General features: G+C 48.6%; 16 protein-coding genes. 11 read left to right on the forward strand and 5 right to left on the reverse strand.

Annotated features, from left to right (window positions below):
- Positions 1 to 33 precede the first annotated feature (33 nt).
- Together JXO48_11735 and JXO48_11740 are read left to right on the forward strand one after the other, a co-directional pair.
- Positions 34 to 1,254 (forward strand): DNA recombination protein RmuC, encoded by a 1,221-nt coding sequence (locus JXO48_11735; protein ID MBN2284551.1) that lies wholly within the window; start codon positions 34 to 36, stop codon positions 1,252 to 1,254.
- Positions 1,255 to 1,511: 257 nt separating this feature from the next.
- On the forward strand, positions 1,512 to 4,766 hold the full coding sequence (locus tag JXO48_11740; GenBank protein MBN2284552.1) for a PAS domain S-box protein: 3,255 nt from the start codon (positions 1,512 to 1,514) through the stop codon (positions 4,764 to 4,766).
- 130 nt (positions 4,767 to 4,896) lie between these two features.
- Here JXO48_11740 and JXO48_11745 read toward each other — a convergent pair whose 3' ends face one another.
- The 3 genes from JXO48_11745 to JXO48_11755 all read right to left on the reverse strand — a co-directional run bounded on the left by JXO48_11745 (position 4,897) and on the right by JXO48_11755 (position 7,937).
- The gene (locus tag JXO48_11745) at positions 4,897 to 6,603 is read right to left on the reverse strand and encodes a ferrous iron transporter B (protein MBN2284553.1); all 1,707 of its coding nucleotides are present in this window, start codon (positions 6,601 to 6,603) and stop codon (positions 4,897 to 4,899) included.
- 583 nt (positions 6,604 to 7,186) lie between these two features.
- A complete protein-coding gene (locus JXO48_11750) occupies positions 7,187 to 7,483 on the reverse strand; it encodes a ferrous iron transport protein A (protein ID MBN2284554.1) in 297 nt (98 codons plus the stop codon).
- A 253-nt stretch (positions 7,484 to 7,736) separates the two neighbouring features.
- Positions 7,737 to 7,937: a cold-shock protein gene (locus tag JXO48_11755; GenBank protein MBN2284555.1), complete on the reverse strand. Its 201-nt coding sequence runs from the start codon at positions 7,935 to 7,937 to the stop codon at positions 7,737 to 7,739.
- 539 nt (positions 7,938 to 8,476) lie between these two features.
- Here JXO48_11755 and JXO48_11760 point away from each other — a divergent pair.
- From JXO48_11760 to JXO48_11795, 8 genes are all read left to right on the forward strand, one after another.
- Positions 8,477 to 8,692, forward strand: a complete 216-nt coding sequence (locus tag JXO48_11760; protein ID MBN2284556.1) for a hypothetical protein — start codon at positions 8,477 to 8,479, stop codon at positions 8,690 to 8,692.
- Positions 8,692 to 9,564, forward strand: a complete 873-nt coding sequence (locus tag JXO48_11765) for a B12-binding domain-containing radical SAM protein (protein MBN2284557.1) — start codon at positions 8,692 to 8,694, stop codon at positions 9,562 to 9,564. Before JXO48_11760 ends, JXO48_11765 begins: the two co-directional genes overlap by 1 nt.
- Before the next feature lie 62 nt (positions 9,565 to 9,626).
- Positions 9,627 to 10,517 carry an HlyC/CorC family transporter gene (locus JXO48_11770; protein MBN2284558.1) on the forward strand — a complete coding sequence of 297 codons (891 nt, stop codon included), beginning with the start codon at positions 9,627 to 9,629 and terminating at the stop codon, positions 10,515 to 10,517.
- 1 nt (position 10,518) lies between these two features.
- Positions 10,519 to 12,036, forward strand: a complete 1,518-nt coding sequence (gene lnt, locus JXO48_11775; GenBank protein ID MBN2284559.1) for an apolipoprotein N-acyltransferase — start codon at positions 10,519 to 10,521, stop codon at positions 12,034 to 12,036.
- Positions 12,037 to 12,042: 6 nt separating this feature from the next.
- Positions 12,043 to 13,132, forward strand: a protein-coding gene (prfB, locus tag JXO48_11780) for a peptide chain release factor 2 (GenBank protein MBN2284560.1) whose coding sequence is annotated in 2 segments (ribosomal slippage) — positions 12,043 to 12,111 and positions 12,113 to 13,132 — 1,089 coding nt in all. Because the reading frame shifts where the segments join, the coding sequence is not laid out codon by codon here.
- 638 nt (positions 13,133 to 13,770) lie between these two features.
- A complete protein-coding gene (locus JXO48_11785; GenBank protein MBN2284561.1) occupies positions 13,771 to 14,127 on the forward strand; it encodes a MarR family transcriptional regulator in 357 nt (118 codons plus the stop codon).
- A 369-nt stretch (positions 14,128 to 14,496) separates the two neighbouring features.
- Complete coding sequence (locus tag JXO48_11790; GenBank protein ID MBN2284562.1) at positions 14,497 to 14,784, forward strand: AbrB/MazE/SpoVT family DNA-binding domain-containing protein; 288 nt, start codon at positions 14,497 to 14,499, stop codon at positions 14,782 to 14,784.
- Entirely contained in the window at positions 14,765 to 15,253 is a 489-nt protein-coding gene (locus tag JXO48_11795; protein ID MBN2284563.1) for a PIN domain-containing protein, read from the forward strand. The genes JXO48_11790 and JXO48_11795 overlap by 20 nt, the downstream gene beginning before the upstream one ends.
- Positions 15,254 to 15,260: 7 nt before the next feature.
- On the opposite strand, the gene JXO48_11800 is transcribed toward JXO48_11795, so the two are convergent.
- Complete coding sequence (locus tag JXO48_11800) at positions 15,261 to 15,476, reverse strand: hypothetical protein (protein ID MBN2284564.1); 216 nt, start codon at positions 15,474 to 15,476, stop codon at positions 15,261 to 15,263.
- Between the two features lie 135 nt (positions 15,477 to 15,611).
- Between JXO48_11800 and JXO48_11805 the strand changes: the two genes are divergently transcribed.
- The gene (locus JXO48_11805; protein ID MBN2284565.1) at positions 15,612 to 15,986 is read left to right on the forward strand and encodes an endonuclease domain-containing protein; all 375 of its coding nucleotides are present in this window, start codon (positions 15,612 to 15,614) and stop codon (positions 15,984 to 15,986) included.
- A gap of 148 nt (positions 15,987 to 16,134) precedes the next feature.
- On the opposite strand, the gene JXO48_11810 is transcribed toward JXO48_11805, so the two are convergent.
- On the reverse strand, positions 16,135 to 16,959 hold an 825-nt coding region (locus tag JXO48_11810), incomplete at its 5' end, for an alpha/beta hydrolase (protein MBN2284566.1).

Consider the following 16,959-nt stretch of genomic DNA (forward strand, 5'->3'; position numbering starts at 1 on the left):
ATAATCGTTAGTTCTTCTACCAAGGATCAGCCAATGGAGTATGCAGGAGCTTTCGTAATTGGGTGCGTTTTCGGTGCCCTGCTTGTTGTGCTCCTGACGCGCCTTTTCAAAAAGGACACGCGGGATATCGCTCAGGAACTGGTCGTGCAGTCGCAGTACCAGAAGATACAGGACCTGGAAGTACTCATCGGAAACATCAAGGAATCTTTCGGCTCTCTGTCGCACGATGCCCTGATAAGCAATACGCAGGAGTTCCTGAAGCTGGCGCAGGAAACGCTGGCAGGCCAGACCCGGGCGAACGAGCAGAACCTGCACGGCAAAAAGCAATTGATAGACCAGACACTGGAAACCATGAAGCAGGACCTGAACAGCGTTCGTGAGTTGGTAACCAGGCTCGAAAAGGATCGGGAACAGAAATTCGGAGAAGTATCCAGCAGGTTGAAACAGGCTACGGAACAGACGGCGCAACTGCAGGAAACGACGCACCGGTTGCGTGAAATGCTGGCGAGCACAAAGAGCCGTGGACAATGGGGAGAAAGAATGGCCGAAGACGTGTTGCGCCTTGCCGGATTTATTGAAGGTGTCAATTATGTCAAGCAGAAGGCCCTGGAAGCAGGTACGGGAAGGCCGGATTATACCTTCCTTCTGCCGAAGAACCTCAAGGTCAACATGGATGTCAAATTTCCCCTGGACAATTATGTGAGATACCTGGAGTCGCAGGGAGAAAGTGAAAAGGAAAAACACAAGAACCAGTTCCTGCGTGATGTACGAAACAGGATCAAGGAGGTCGTCACCCGCGATTACATTAATCCCGACGAGAACACCGTCGATTACGTGATCGTTTTCATACCGAACGAGCAGGTCTACGCCTTCATGAACGAAAAAGACGGTTCCATCATGGATGACGCCCTGAAGAACAAGGTTATCCTCTGTTCACCCATCACGCTCTACGCCATACTTGCCGTGATCAGGCAGGCCGTGGATAATTTCAATCTTGAACAGACGGCGGCACAGATAATGAGGGCGCTTGACTCCTTCAGAAAGCAATGGGATGCTTTTGTCGTTTCGATGGAAAAAATGGGCAGGAGGATCGAGGACGCCCAGAAGGAATACAACAACCTGACGACGACCCGCCGGAACCAGCTTGAAAGACGGCTTCAGGAGATCGATAACCTGCGGAGACTGCAGGTCGGTGTTGACGAAGACAGCGAACCCGTGGAGATCGAACCTCCGGAAGAGGCCGAATCTTCTTGAAATAGGTTTTTCTCCCCTTTCCGCCGACTTATTTCGAGACCGCTTCCATCTTTTTCATTGCCTTTTTGTCAAGTGTGAGTATATTTAATACCCACCTTATACAAACATACTAATTGTACAGATTTCTTTGGCGACAAAATACGTTACAGCTGTCATTCCCGCGAATGCGGGAATCCAGAATAAGATTGGATGCCGGATGAATTCCGTCGTGACATGAGATGAAACGGACTTCTTTCCATCAGAGAGGGTGGTGACGAATGCCGAAGAAAAAGAACGGAGAGATCGTATCTCTGAACCGGACCGCCGATGTAAAGACGAAAGGTAATTTCCAACGTCTCGCGAAAGAGGCCCATGACGCCATTCTCGTTATCAAGCCGGACGGTAAGTATGTGTACGCGAACCGTCGCGCTGCGGAAATCCTTGGTTTCACCGTACCTGAGATATTACAGAAGAACTTCAGAGAGATCGTTCACCCTGATGACCTTGACCGTGCGAACGACATATTCACGAAACGTATAGCAGGAAAGGAAACACCACGCTTCTATGAAGTCAGGGTCATAAAAAAGGACGGCAAAATTGTTTTCGTGCATATTTCAGGCACGGTCATACAATGGAACGGGAATAATGCCGCACTTGTAATCGCCCGTGACATCACCGACATAAAAGAAAGTGAACATGAGGTCCAGGAAAAACGCGAACTGCTCCGGGCGACGCTTGAATCAACCACTGATGGGATTATTGTGATCAGCGAAAATCAAAAGGTAATGACTTACAACAAGCGATTCCTCGACATGTGGAAGTTGCCAGCGGTTTTCATGAATGAAGGGGACGCGAATACTCACCTGGAGTTCGTTAAAGACCGCGTTATTGATCCGGACGGATTTCTGACAGGAACAAGGACGGTTCGTGGGACAAAAGATACACTGAGGGATCAAGTGGCCTTCAAGAACGGTGATGTTTTTGAAAGGACCTCCTACCCGCTGGTAATGAACGGTGAACTGAAGGGGCGTGTATGGACATTCAGGGACGTGACGGAATTACTGAAAAAAGAGGAAGAACTGAAACGGACGGAGACCAGGTGCCGTGAGATCATCGAAAATTCCCAGGTCGGCGTTTTTCAGACAACACCCGCCGGAAAGGTGATCATGCTCAACAGGGCGCTCGCAAATATGTACGGGTATGAAACACCTGAAGAGGCAATGAACGCGATAAAAGACATCGGCACTCAGGTATATGTAGATCCGGAAGAAAGAAAGACCCTGATAGGTGCCATTGGACGTGAAGGTTTTGTAAAGGGCTATGAAACGCGTCAGAGGAAAAAGAACGGTGAAATTATATGGGTGGCCATGGATTTCAGGGCCGTTTATGACCAGAACGGCATCCATGTGCTCAATGAGGGGATCGGAAGAGATGTGACAAAACGGAAAGTAGCGGAACTTTATTTGCAGGAAAGTGAGGATAAATATCGGTCTCATTTTGAAAACGTAATCGATGTTATATACACGGTAGATACGGGGTTTACGATAACAAGCATATCACCGAGCGTCGAATCCATGTTCGGCTATCTGCCGGCTGAAGTTGTAGGGAAGGACTTCAGGCAACTGAGACATATCATACCCTCCCGGCATCTTGAAAAAGCCCTTTCAAATATGAAGCGCATTTTCAAAGGTGAGAGAGTGATCGATAGTGAGTATGAAATTATTGCGAAGGACGGAAGAATAGTACCTGTCGAAGTATGCGGCGCACCGATCATAAGAGAAGGTGTTCTTGTCGGATCTGCATCCGTAGTGCGAGATATCACCAGGAGGGAGAGAATACAGAAAGAATTACGGGAAAGCGAACAGCGATATCGTCAATTGGTGGAATTTGCTCCCGCTGCTATTTATGAAATAAATTATGAAACGAGGAAATTCATCAGCGTGAACGATATTATCTGTCAATATCTCGGTTATACCCGGGATGAACTCCTGAAGATGGATTTTGTTAATATCATGGAAGATGAAAGTAAGGCACTATTATTTGAACGGATCAAAGATATCGAAAAAGGAGGCAACACATCGATAACCGCCGAATATAAATTTATACGTAAGGACGGAACCATTATATGGGGATTGGTTAATTCCCGCTACACGGTGGAAAATGGAAAAATTACCCACGCCTTCGGGGTGGCGTATGATATCACGGAACGGAAGCTGATCGAGGAAAAAATACGGCAGAGTGAAGAACGGCTCAGGACCGTACTGGAAAACATGCCTATCATGCTCGTTGCCGTGGACGAGAATGATCATGTCCTCGTCTGGAACCACGAGTGCGAAAGGGTGTCGGGATATCTCGAGGATGAGATAGCAAAGCATGAAAATTTCTGGGGAGTGCTTTATCCAGATGAGTCATATAAAGAGCAACTTCTGTCGATATGGGATGGAGGGCGACGTGAATTCATCGGACTGGAAGTAGGAATGACCTGCAAGGATGGAACGAAACGGCTCGTTTCCTGGTCAAACATCTCACCGCGGTATACTGTCCCCGGCTGGCATTCATGGACCGTCGGGTTTGACGTTACAAAGATACGGGAATCTGAAAAAGATCTTATCAGGAAGAAAACAGAGCTCAAGGCGGTCGTGAACAACATACCCGATATTGTCTGGCTTAAGGACTGCAATCTTCGGTACGTCATCATTAATCATTATCTTGAGTTACTTTCAGGAGTTACAATTGACGAGGCGGCTGGAAGACGGGATCCGTTGTGTGTTCCTGAAGGATTACAGGAGAAGGCATTAGAGAGGGACCGTCAGGTTCTCAATACAGGCCAGGTTCTTAAATATGAAGAAGAGATCATAGATAAAAATGGTATGTCGCATGTCGTCGAGACGATACGGACGCCGATCATGGATGAATCCTCCTCCGTTATCGGCATTGTCGGCGTGTGCCATGACATTACGGACCAAAGGAAAAAGGAGGAACAGTTCAGCAGGCAGTTCCTGGAACTGGAAATGAATCTTCAGGAAAAGAGCTACGAGCTGCTGGAATTAACTGAAGAGCTTGAACAAAGCCGAGAAGAGCTTGTTGCAAAGAAAACCGAACTGGAAGTGGTGGGAAAACAGGTTCTTGAAAACAGCAAGGCCCTTTCGGTCCTCGTCAAAAACATGGAGAGCGTAAAGAAAGAAGCCGAACAGAACATCATCAATGAAGCGCGCCGGATCATTACTCCCATTGTTCAGCGACTTGAGCGTGACAAGGAGCTCGAACGGCATCGCACGGACCTGAACATCCTGAAAAAACACCTCGATGATTTGTCATCGAGGCTTTCCTATACTCGATTTGCCACCGCGCTTTCCTCAACGGAGATCCAGATCGCTTCCATGATCAGGAACGGCATGAGCTCGGACGACATAGCCTCGCGCCTCAGCATATCGGTCAACACCGTCAAGACCCACCGCAGAAATATTCGCAGAAAACTGAAGCTGCAGAATTCATCGGTCAATCTCGTATCCTATCTGCAGGCCGAATTCTGAAGGCTGGGGTCAGGTCTTGCATTATAACAAAATAAGATTATGTCTTGGATCGTGATTCGTTCAATATCAGTTTCAAGCCCTGAATTTGTTATAATGCAAGACCTGACCCCATTGGTTGCCATCGGTTGATTTACATCACCAGATTCAGAATTCCACCCACTACGAGCGACGATGCGATCATTATCGCAGCGGACTTCAGAAAATCACGGATCCCGAGTTCCCTGAGGAGCACCACAAAAGTGGCTATGCAGGGGAAGAACATGGTCAGAACGATGCTTCCGATGACCATTTCCTTTGCCGTCAATGCGGACATGGCAAGCAGGCCGAGGGCGGCGTCCTTCCGCAGAAAACCGACCACGATAGCCGGTACTGAATCAGTTGGGAGACCGAGAATACCGGTAATGACCGGTGCCGTGAAATCTGCGATGTAATGGAATATCCCGATCAGATAGAGAATGTTTATGATAAAAACGGCAAGAAAGATGAGGGGGACCGCTTCAAGAAGAAAATCACTCACCCGTATCCATAATTTCTGAAAGATCGTCCCCCAGGGGGGGAATCGATAGGGCGGTATCTCGATAAGGAGTTCCGGGCTGAGGCCCTTTATAAATTTATTTAAAATAGACCCGAGAACGATCCAGACCAGAAAAAGCGTACCGTAGACAAGGACCACATACCAACCGCCGAACTTGCCCACAAGGCCGAATATCATCGCCTGGGCCGATACGCAGGGGATAGCGATGCATACCAGCGTCGCCGCTATGAAACGCTCGCGCCTGCTTTCGAGCACCCGCGTGGCGATAATGGCGGGGACGTTACATCCAAGTCCGAGCAGAGTTGGAACGATGGCGAAGCCGTGAAGGCCGATACGGTGCATCGCGGTATCGAGCAGCACGGCAAGCCGCGGAAGATATCCGATGTCCTCAAGCAAGCCAAGCATAAAGTAAAAGGAAACAATGTAGGGAAGCACCATGGCAAAGGGAACATACAGCCCGCTGCTGAGAAGCCCGAAGGATTCTACAAAATGAATTTCGCCACCTATGAGAGTGCCCACCACAACATCGTGCAGAAAACCGCTGCCACCCATATTCCGGCTCAGATTCATCAAGACAGGAAGCCAGATGTTCTCGAAGAAGGGATCCATGATATGAGAAATGATGCCCTCTCCGATACACCTGACGACCAAAAAAGAGAGGATCAGAACGGCGACGGCGATCAGCGTGCCGCTCAAGGGTTTGACGCTCGCGTCCTCCAGGCGCTCATACCAGCGATGATGCCGGTGAGATATCTGCTGAACCTGTTCAATGATATTCCCGACCTGTATCCACCGATCGTCACGTCCCTGGGGGGACAGGTGAGATGACACCGCTTCGGGAAGTCTCTCGACAAGTTCCTTGATCCCCTGGCCGGTCAGCCCCGACGTTGGTACAACGGGTACCCCGAGAAGTTCCTCAAGCTTTTCGATGTCTATTGCGATACCCCGGTGTTTCGTATCATCCCATAAATTCAGGGCGACAATGACCGGTATGTTTCTCTCCAGGAGCTGCAAGGTGAGGTAGAGGTTTCTTTCCAGGTTGGTCGCATCGACGACATTAATAACGACATCGCCGGATTTCAGCATTTTCAGGGCGATCTCCTCGGCCTGACAGGTCGGTTCAAGCGTGTAGGTGCCCGGAACATCGATGATCTCAGCCGTCTTACCCTCGATCTTCATGAACCCCCGGGTGAAGCTGACCGTTGTTCCGGGGTAGTTCGAGGACATGACACGAACCCCGGTCAGACGCGAGAAAATGACGCTCTTCCCCACGTTCGGGTTACCCATCAGCAGAATTTTCATGCTTACATCATTGGGTTTCATTATCATGGTGCTGATCACGTGTCATTGCGAGCCTGCTGAATGCAGGCACGGCAATCTTGCCTTACAACGTGTCATTGCGAGCACGCCGGAGGCGAGCGTGGCAATCTCATGTGTATTTCTTGTCATATCATGAGATTGCTTCGTCCTTTCACTCCTCGCAATGACGGAAAAATGTTGTTGCTCAATTTATCTGGTGGTTTTAAAAACAGTGTCTGAGTACCTAAGTGCGAAAAACCGGGATTCGTGATTCGTAACTCGTAATCCCAAATCCGTAATCCGTATTTCTTCCTTTTGTCATTCCGGAATCCGCATCAGCGGATATCCGGAATCCAAGTGATCTTTAAATGCATGACAAAGACTGGATTCCCGCCTGCGCGGGAATGACAGAATAACAAAATGCGCGTATCAGTAATAACACGCACGCAGCACACTTGCATACCTCTCAGGCACTCCGGCACTCCGGCACTCCGGCACTCCGGCACTCCGGCACTCCGGAACTCCGGCACTCCGGAACTCCGGTACTAAGGCACTAAGGCACTAAGGCACTAAGGCACTTTGTCACTTATTCAACCTGAACGACAATTTTCTCCGCCATTCCATAACCGATGGCGATGTGACTTCTGTTGACCTGGACCGTCACTGGTCCCTTGATCATCATGGAACTTACCTTGGTTATCTTGCGGCCCGGCATGATGCCCAGCGAGTTCAATCTGTTTATCACGTTCACGCCGCCGTTGATCTGAACGACGGTTCCGGTTTCATTTTCTTTTAACTGAGTAAGGGCTTTTGTCACTCTTGCACATCCTGCAGATCTTTCTCCCTGTCCAATGACGATATCCAGGAGAGCTTCATAATACATTGAAAATAGGACTTTCTACACTTCAAGCGCCACCATGTCAAGTTCTTTGAGAGTATTCCAAAATGTAAAGGGGGATTTCTCTTACCACGGATGAAAAAAAAGGTCCCTTCTGGGACCTGTGAAATCCTTCATTGAATATAGTACCGCGTCTTCGTTGCCTTAGAGCTATTCATTCAATAGAAGAATACAGTAAGTCCACGAAACAGATGAATGACGATACTATGAAATTATAACAGCCGGTATTCTTGAATTGTTAATCTTTTGTTACGTTTTTTGCCTGGTACCCTCTATCGGTTTCTACAACCTCAAAATTTACAATGTCCCCCTCGTTAAGTGTCCGGTAACCGTCCATGGTGATCGAAGAATAATGTACGAAAAGATCCTGACCATTTTCCTGACGAATGAAACCAAACCCCTTTTTGTCGTTAAACCACTTAACTGTCCCCTTAGCCAAAACGCACCCTCCTTGTTGCAAGAAAAAAATTAAAAAATAAGCAGGCAATTCCGTGGAATGTCAAAGAACCTTCCTGAAACGATATTACCTGTTACCCAAACAACGTTAAATTCAATAATATGATAGATTCAATGCGTCAAGAAAAAAATGATGGGGGTTGCGGATTAGAAGGATTACGGATTAATGGGATTAGCGGATTACGGATTACAAATTACGGTTCCTCAATGTCATTACGAGGAATCTGCCGTGGCGGATGACGAAGTAATCTCATGGTAATGCGAGAAGATTGCCGCGCCGCTTCGCGGCTCGCAATGACGAAAAGACAAGGCTATATTTATCGGCGTCTTTCACCTCCCTTTGAAAAAGGGAGGTCGGGAGGGATTTGTGTATGTAAAATCCCCCTAAATCCCCCTTTTACAAAGGGGGACTTCTATATTGCCGAGCCCCCAGGCACTTGGCCTTTTCTTGGTCTTTTCCTTGCCTTTTTCGAGGTGCTGATATACATTACGGGCGATTTTGACCGTGGAGACGGGAAACGGGTGATCATAGTAGAAGGCTTGGAAATATGCGGTTCCTGCGGAAACCGGGAGGCCGTCATCTATTGCGACGGCTGCGGCATCCCGTTGTGTAAGAATTGCAGGACCTTCGACCTCTGGGGATACGGGTGCGGCCATGTGGATACCAAGGCCTTCTGCAGGACCTGTTACGATGATATCGAGATCAATCCATTTGGAGGGAAAAGACCGGAGAAGTAATGAAATACGAAGGCATCATCATCAGGCCCCCCAGCGAGGCGGGGAGCCTTCTACTGCAGGTAACGGTGGGCTGCTCGCACAATAAATGCACCTTCTGCCCCACTTACAAGGGGGAGAAGTTCAGGATCAAATCCTTTGACGAGATCGAAGAGGACATTCTCGAGGCGAGCCGTTACGGCGCCATCCGGCGGGTATTTCTCTGCGACGGTGACGCCCTGATAATTCCCCAGAAAAAACTGCTTCCCATCCTGGAATCGATCAACAGGCACATCAGGGGTCTGGAGCGCATCGGCACCTATGCCAACACCAAGGCGGTGCTCAGAAAAACAACGGAAGAACTGGCCGAACTGAGAGAACAGGGGCTTGCGATCGCCTATCTCGGTCTGGAGACCGGCAACGACGAACTGCTCGAAAAAATACAGAAAGGCGTCACAGCCGGACAGATGATAGAGGCGGCCCGGCGTATCAAGGAAGCGGGTATCACCCTTTCCGTCACGGTGCTCCTGGGCATCGGCGGGACTGAAAAGAGCGAGGAGCACGCCCGTGATTCCGCAAAGGTGTTAACGGAAATGGACCCCGACTTCGTGGGCGCGCTGACCGTCATGGTCGTTCCGGGAACACCGCTCCATGATGAACAGGTTGCCGGCACCTTTGAATTGCCCGACCAGTTCGGGTTTCTCGAAGAGCTGCGGACCATGATAGCGGAATCGAACTTTACCAACTGCTTCTTTACGTCGAACCACGCTTCGAACTACCTGCCGCTCCGCGTGCGGCTGCCGGAGGAAAAGGAACGAACCGTCCGCCTGATCGATGATGTGATACGGTCACGGGACAGAAGGATCCTGCGGCCGGAATACTTACGAGGATTGTAGTATTCCGGGGTGTGGGGAATTATCAGGCGCAGTCCATCAGGCGGCTGAAAAAGGAGGAACCTATTTTACTCAAGAAGATCAGAATATGGCTCAGCTCGCTGTTCCTGCGGGTAAACAGGAAAAAGGGCCTGTCATTTCTGGAAGAAGAGATCCAGTCCATCATCGATATAGGGACCGATCACGGGCTGATAGACAAGCAGTCGGGAGAAATGATCCAGAGCATCTTCGAGCTTCGGGAAACCGTCGCCCGGGAGGTGATGGTTCCTCGAACGGAAATCGTTGCCGTCAGCGGCGACGACTCCATCGATGACATCCTCGATTTGACCTCCAAGTCCGGTCACACCCGGATGCCCCTGTACCAGGACAACATAGACAATATCGTCGGCATACTGAACGTGAAGGACCTGCTGCGGTTCTGGTCCCGGCCGATCACCGAGAGCGATATCATGTCGATACTCAGAAAGGCCTATTTCATCCCCGAGACGAAGAACATCCACCAGCTTCTGCATGAATTGAAGGAAAAGAAATCCCATATGGCGATCGTCATCGATGAATACGGCGGTACCTCGGGGCTGGTGACCCTGGAAGACCTGATCGAAGAGATCGTCGGCGAGATACATGACGAGCACGACGTGGAAGAAGTCGCCTTCGTGGAAACGGCCTCCGGTGATGTCATCGTCGACAGCCGGGTGGAAATAGAAGAATTCGAAAAGTATTTCAACATCACTGTCCCCGAGGGGCAGTTCGAGACCCTCGGCGGATTCATCTTTCATCTCATCAAAAAGATACCCATCATCGGTGAGCACATTTCATACAGGAACCTCATGATGATCGTCGAGGCCGCCGATGAGCGATCGATCAAGAAGGTCCGGGTGCGAAAGATCGAAGATTCCCCGCTCGCGGGTGGTACCGAAGGGGAAGAACCTGAACCAACGAAGGAACAACCGGCCTGAAATGAATAAGAGATCGCTTATCCTTTCACTGTTGTCGGGGGTTCTTCTCGTCCTCTCGTTCCCCAAGTTCGGTATCGGCCTTGTCGCCTGGATCGCGCTGGTCCCGTTGTTCCATGCGATCCGAGAGCTCGATCCCGGCGAAGCGTTCCTGAACGGTTTTCTTGCCGGCTGCGTTTTCAACATCGGCCTCTTCTACTGGGTCGTCCATGTCGTCGTACACTATGGAGACCTGCCGCTCTACACGGCGATCCCCATCATGCTGCTCATGGCATTCTATCTCGCGCTCTATGTGTCGGTATTCGCAGCCGGGACGGCATACTTTCGAGGGAAAGGGATCAGCGAGATCGTTTCGGCCCCGCTTTTGTGGATCGCCCTTGAATATGCAAAATCATATTTTGTGACCGGCTTTCCCTGGGAGAACCTCGCCGCTTCTCAATACGCTTTTGTGCCGTTCATACAGATCGCCGACATCACCGGCATGTACGGCATTTCCTTTTTCATCGTCCTGGTCAATGCCGTACTCTTCGCTGCCCTGATACGGCAGCGGGCACGAACGCTTGTCCCCGCCGTCGGCATAACCCTGCTCCTCGGCATTCTCATAATCGGATACGGGTACAGCAGGATGAACGCGGTGGATGACCGGGTACACAAGGCAAAGCTGATTCCCATATCGCTGATACAGGGGAATATCGACCAGTCGATAAAGTGGAACCCGCAATTTCAGATGAGAACGCTGGACATCTACCGGAGCCTGTCTTTCGAAGCGGCAAAAGAGGAAAAGGGCCGGCTTATCGTATGGCCCGAAACAGCGGCCCCCTTCTTTTTCCAGGATAACGACCACCGGCACCGGGCGATTCGGAACATAGCCGTTAAGACCCGGTCCCATCTTCTCTTCGGCGCACCCAGCTACGGAAGGGAAGAGGGGGCTTATTTCCTGCGGAACAGCGCGTATCTCATCAGGCCTGACGGGTCCATGGCCGGGCGCTATGACAAGGTGCATCTCGTTCCCTTCGGTGAATATGTGCCGCTGAAAAAATACCTTTTTTTCGTTGACAGGCTCGTTGAAGGGGTGGGGAATTTTATGCCGGGGGCGGGCTTTGAGCCTCTGATGATAGATGGGAACAAGGCCGGGGTCCTTATCTGTTACGAAGGGGTGTTCCCTGAGATCAGCCGGGAATATCGGAAGCGGGGGGCGTCACTTCTTATCAATGTGACCAATGACGCCTGGTACGGCAGGACATCCGCCCCGTACCAGCATATGAGCATGCTGGCCTTCAGGGCTGTCGAGAACCGGCTGTTCATCGCCCGGGCGGCGAATACGGGTATCAGCGCCATGATCGACCCGGCGGGACGCATCATGACAAAAAGCGGCCTTTTTGAGAGGACCTATCTGAACGGCAATATCGCCTTTCTCGAGGGGGGAACATTCTATTCACGGTATGGTGACGTCTTTACTTACTGTTGCCTGGGCTTTCTACTCGTGATATGTTTAACAGCGTTACGTTTGAAGAAGGAGTGAACCAAGATGATAGAGGAAATAACCGAAACAATACGGGACCTGGAAAAAAGAATACAGAACCTCAGGAGTTGTCTTTGACGTCGATGCCGGCGAAATAAGAATAGCGGAGTTGCAGAAACTCTCGACACGGGAGGATTTCTGGAACGACCAGGAAACGGCGCGGACCATACTTCAGGAAAAAAGCAGGCTGGAAGAGACCGCTGAAGAATGCAAGAGCCTTGAATCTAAACTAAACGACGCCGCCATCCTCTTTGATATGGCCCGGGAAGAGGAAGATGAGGCGGTTCTGGAAGAGATACAGGGCGACCTGAAAACCCTTGAAGAGGCGGTCCGTAGCAGCGAGTTGAAGACCATGCTCGGCGAGGAAGAGGACCGCCTGCCCGCCATCATGACCATCCACGCCGGGGCGGGGGGGACCGAGGCCCAGGACTGGGCCGAGATGCTCCTGCGGATGTACCTGCGCTGGGCGGAACAACGACGGTACAAAACGGACATCATCGACTATCAGCCCGGTGACGAGGCCGGGGTCAAAAGCGTTACCGTGACCATCGAAGGCGATTCCGCCTACGGTTACGCGAAGGCTGAGGTTGGGATACACCGGCTGGTCCGCATATCGCCCTTTGACACGGGGAAGCGGCGCCATACGTCATTCGCATCTGTCTTCGTCTATCCCGAGATCGATGACAGTATCGAAGTGGATATAGATGAAACCGACCTGCGGATTGACACCTACCGTTCGAGCGGGGCAGGGGGACAGCACGTCAATAAGACGGACTCGGCGGTGAGGATAACGCACCTGCCGACGGGCATCGTCGTCCAGTGCCAGAACGAACGTTCTCAGCACAAGAACAGGGCCATGGCCATGAAAATCCTCCGTTCGCGCCTCTATGAGATGAAACTCGAAGAACAGCGAAAGAAACTGGCCGAGGTCAACAAAACGAAAAAGCAGATCGCCTGGGGCAGCCAGATCCGCTCCTACGTCCTCCATCCTTACAAAATGGTCAAGGACCACCGCACGAACCTCGAGGTCGGCAACGTCGACCGTGTACTCGACGGCGACATCGACGATTTTATCGAAGCGTATCTGATAAGCTAAAGAGGGATTACGGAATAGCGGATTACGGATTAAGCTGAGGTCATTGCGAGAAGCGCAGCGACGAAGCAATCCCATGGTAATTGGACCAACCACGAGATTGCCACACTCGCCTGCGGCTCGTTCGCAATGACGGATAACCCTGGTTTGTCATTGCGAGCGAAGCGAAGCAATCTCTATGTGCAAGCGAACTTACGAGATTGCCACGCACGCCCACGGCGCGCTCGCAATGACGCTCATATGTAATGTAGTTCACCGATCTATCGGCGCCTTTAAAAACGTTGGATGAATCGGGCAACTACACAAATCTGATGGTCCAAACGTTTTGTCAATTTGAAATTCGAATTAAGTACAATTTGGCCTATCGGAACCAACGATCTACTTTTTTCATCATTCCGGAATCCGCGTCAGCGGATATCCTGAATCCATGATCAATTAATTAACGCTTGACATAGTTATCACCGGATGATAACCATACTATCAAATGAAAAATGACCGATGCGACGATGATTACGAGCTTAAAACACTTTTAGAACTCAATGGAAACAAGACAACTCACTATGAATTTGATTCCGCCTCTCAATTGATAGAGGATTTTTGGAATACGGTCGAAAAATATATTTGAAGAGGATGCGTATATCATGGCGGAAAGAGTTGTAATAGGAATTATGCCTCGGGCTGATTTTAAAAAGTATACGTTGGAAATTGCCAGAGGTGAGAGAAAACCCAAACGGGGAGAACCGAAAATATGGTTTGATTCAACCGAATCCATGGCACAGATACTCAGCACAAAAAATAGAGAGTTATTGCGTATCATCAGAAATGAAAAACCGGAATCGATTATAAAACTTGCTGCATCAAGCGGAAGGCAAAAAAGTAATCTCACCAGAACGCTCAAAACCATGCAAGAATATGGAATTGTCTCTCTTGAAAGGCACGGAAAAACAATAAAACCCAAAGTGCTCGTGGATGAATTTATCGCTTCTTTCGGTTTATAGAAAGATCAAGGATTAGGGGCCGCAAATCGGTATTCGAGAATCAGGATTCGTGATTCGGGAATCTGAGTTTGATCCATAATCCGTGCGTCTCTTTTTTTGTCATTCCGGAATCCGCGTCAGCGTATATCCGGAATCTATATTTACATGCTTTTGTAGTCTGCCGATTTATCGGCTCCTTTTTCGTAATTACATAATATCCCTGGTCATTGCGAGAAGCGCAGCGACGAAGCAATCTCATGGTAATTGGTCTAACCACGAGATTGCCACGCACGCATACGGCGCGCTCGCAATGACGTTTGTTTATCACTTGTTCCGAATTCACATTTCTGATATTATGATTTCAGAATTTACTGCAAAGAGGATAGAAAAATGCAAATCACTAGATCCTTCAAGTCAGAGATCAAAACCCGGGGACAGCTTACCATTCCCAAGAAGCTCAGAGATACCCTCAATCTGGAAGAAGGTCAGGAGGTGTCCATCATTCCTGTGGGGGATTCTTTTGTGGTTACCCCCAGAAGGCTCGAGCTCGATGAGGCGCGTCGGCAGATACGGCAGATACTCAAACGCTCCAGTTGTTCAATTCAGGAAGTAATGGAAGGCTTGCAGGAGGAACGCGCATCACTTTACTCTGAGCTCTATGGCAAAAAAAACGATTAAGATATTTCTTGATTCAAATGTAATATTATCGGGCTTGTTTTCAGAAACAGGCCCTCCTCGTATTATTCTCGATATTCTTTGCGCACACATCCCCGGGGTAAGCGGCGTGACCGGTCATTACAATCTCATGGAGATCGAACGCAACATCAAAAAGAAAATGCCTCAGGTGTATCCCGTATATGAAAAATATATGCCACTCTTAAATTTAAAGATCATTCCCCTGCCTTCATCAGATGATATTCAAGAACATTCCGGTCATGTGCGGGATAAAGACACCCCCGTAATTGTTTCTGCACTCCACAGTGGCGCTGACTATCTTGTGACCGGAGATAAAAAGGATTTCGGCACATTAGCAAGGTCAAGATCATTTACCTTCCGCATTGTAAATCCCTCTGAAATGCTCGATATCTTTGGAAGGTACCTGGGTCATACAAAAAACCCCCGACTTTTAAAACGGGAACAAGAATGATTCTACTTTAAAAAAGGAACAAAAATAACTCTACTTTGAAAAAATAAAGCCTCTTATCAAGAATATCTCCCGCAAGGAAGCCATCGGGAACATCGGCAATTTCGGCGGGCTCTTTCACCTTGATGTGGAAAAATACAAGAACCACCCTTCGTAAAAGTTCATACACGAGAATCCCCCTTTGTAAAAACTCAAAGACAAGAATCCCCCCTTTATAAAAGTTCATATACAATGATCCCTCCTTTATAAAACTCAAACACATGAATCCCCCTTTATAAAACTCAAATATAAGAATCCCCCCTTTGTAAAAGTTCAACTATAAGACCCCCCCTTTGTAAAAGGGGGGCAGGGGGGATTTAAAATGCTACCATACAAACCAAACCTCAAGCTCCACTCACGCAACCTCAGAAAAAACATGACAGACAGCGAACTGATCCTCTGGCAACGGTTGCGAAGAAAACAAATCCTTAATATACAGTTCTACTGTCAAAAACCGATCGGCGATTACATCGTGGATTTCTATGCGCCAATGGCAAAGCTCGTGGTCGAGATCGATGGTTCGCAACATAAGGATGAAGAGAATGTTGAAAAAGACCGCATCCGTGATGAAACGTTAGCCGATATGGGTTTATCGGTATTACGGTTTCATTCCAATGAAGTGTTGAGAGAAACAGATGCAGTTGTTGAGGTCATCTACAGGACTGTTAAAAGGAAGATTAATATAAAATCCCCCTGAATCCCCCTTTTACAAAGGGGGACTGGTTTTACTTCATTTTGTTACCCCCTCTTTAAAAAAGAGGGGGGCTAAGGACTCCGGCGGAAATGTAGTTTTCCGATTTGCCTGCTCTTATAAAATTCACTCGATGAATTGTACTGAAGAAGACTCAATGATTTTCTGGTGATGGTAAGTGGGTTGCGAGGAAACGTTTTATTAATATGGCTGGTACGTGGTCCGGCTTGTAATAGTCATAAAATATATTTGTATGTCGATAATTCTTAAGTAGAGCCAATTCCGCCTTTGCCCCCTTCTGTTGTAATTCATTGTACAATGCCACAGCATTTGTCCTTGGAACAGCCCAATCATCTCTGCCATGAATAATTAAACTTGGCGGTTCGATACCAGTCACCTGGTCAACAGGTGAGGCAAGTTGTTTCGAAGGGGAAGATATCAACCTAATATATTCTGCAATGGTTGGGCTCAAGTAGTTTTCCTTTAAATTCAAATCATAAAAACCGCTCATAGGAATCCAGCACTTCACTTTTGCCTTGTCTATATTATATTTCAATTGCCACCGGGTTCCAGTTACCAATAATGCAGCTAAGTGAGCGCCGCATGAAGCGCCCGTTATGGCTATGTTATCAGGGTCACCACCATAATTTTGAATTTTTTCTGTGACCCATTTTAATGCTAGTGCACAATCATTAATTGCCTCATTAAATGGATACTCTGGTACATAACGATAATTTATAGAAACTACTGTATATCCAAGGGATAGCCAAGAAGGCACAGCTGGTACAACCGCAAAACTAGTCGATTCCCCAGGATGGATAAAAAATATTACCGGTCTCAAACTTGGTGACTTTATAGTATAGACATCAAGTGTCTGCAGATTATGAGGACCGTATTGAATTTTGTGAGTTGGTTTAATTGGATTGGTTAGATAATTCTTAATTACCTCATTTTTACAATCAATGTCCTTCTGTTTTAA

The organism is Deltaproteobacteria bacterium (assembly GCA_016933965.1).
Taxonomy (GTDB): domain Bacteria; phylum Desulfobacterota; class Syntrophia; order Syntrophales; family UBA2210; genus JAFGTS01.

Excerpts from the sequence above, each read along its gene's own strand:
- JXO48_11735 (MBN2284551.1), top strand. The coding sequence starts at position 34 with ATGGAGTATGCAGGAGCTTTCGTAATTGGGTGCGTTTTCGGTGCCCTG.
- JXO48_11740 (MBN2284552.1), top strand. The coding sequence starts at position 1,512 with ATGCCGAAGAAAAAGAACGGAGAGATCGTATCTCTGAACCGGACCGCC.
- JXO48_11745 (MBN2284553.1), bottom strand. The coding sequence starts at position 6,603 with ATGAAAATTCTGCTGATGGGTAACCCGAACGTGGGGAAGAGCGTCATT.
- JXO48_11750 (MBN2284554.1), bottom strand. The coding sequence starts at position 7,483 with ATGTATTATGAAGCTCTCCTGGATATCGTCATTGGACAGGGAGAAAGA.
- JXO48_11765 (MBN2284557.1), top strand. The coding sequence starts at position 8,692 with ATGAAATACGAAGGCATCATCATCAGGCCCCCCAGCGAGGCGGGGAGC.
- lnt (MBN2284559.1), top strand. The coding sequence starts at position 10,519 with ATGAATAAGAGATCGCTTATCCTTTCACTGTTGTCGGGGGTTCTTCTC.
- JXO48_11785 (MBN2284561.1), top strand. The coding sequence starts at position 13,771 with ATGGCGGAAAGAGTTGTAATAGGAATTATGCCTCGGGCTGATTTTAAA.
- JXO48_11790 (MBN2284562.1), top strand. The coding sequence starts at position 14,497 with ATGCAAATCACTAGATCCTTCAAGTCAGAGATCAAAACCCGGGGACAG.
- JXO48_11795 (MBN2284563.1), top strand. The coding sequence starts at position 14,765 with ATGGCAAAAAAAACGATTAAGATATTTCTTGATTCAAATGTAATATTA.
- JXO48_11800 (MBN2284564.1), bottom strand. The coding sequence starts at position 15,476 with ATGAACTTTTATAAAGGGGGGATTCTTGTCTTTGAGTTTTTACAAAGG.
- JXO48_11805 (MBN2284565.1), top strand. The coding sequence starts at position 15,612 with ATGCTACCATACAAACCAAACCTCAAGCTCCACTCACGCAACCTCAGA.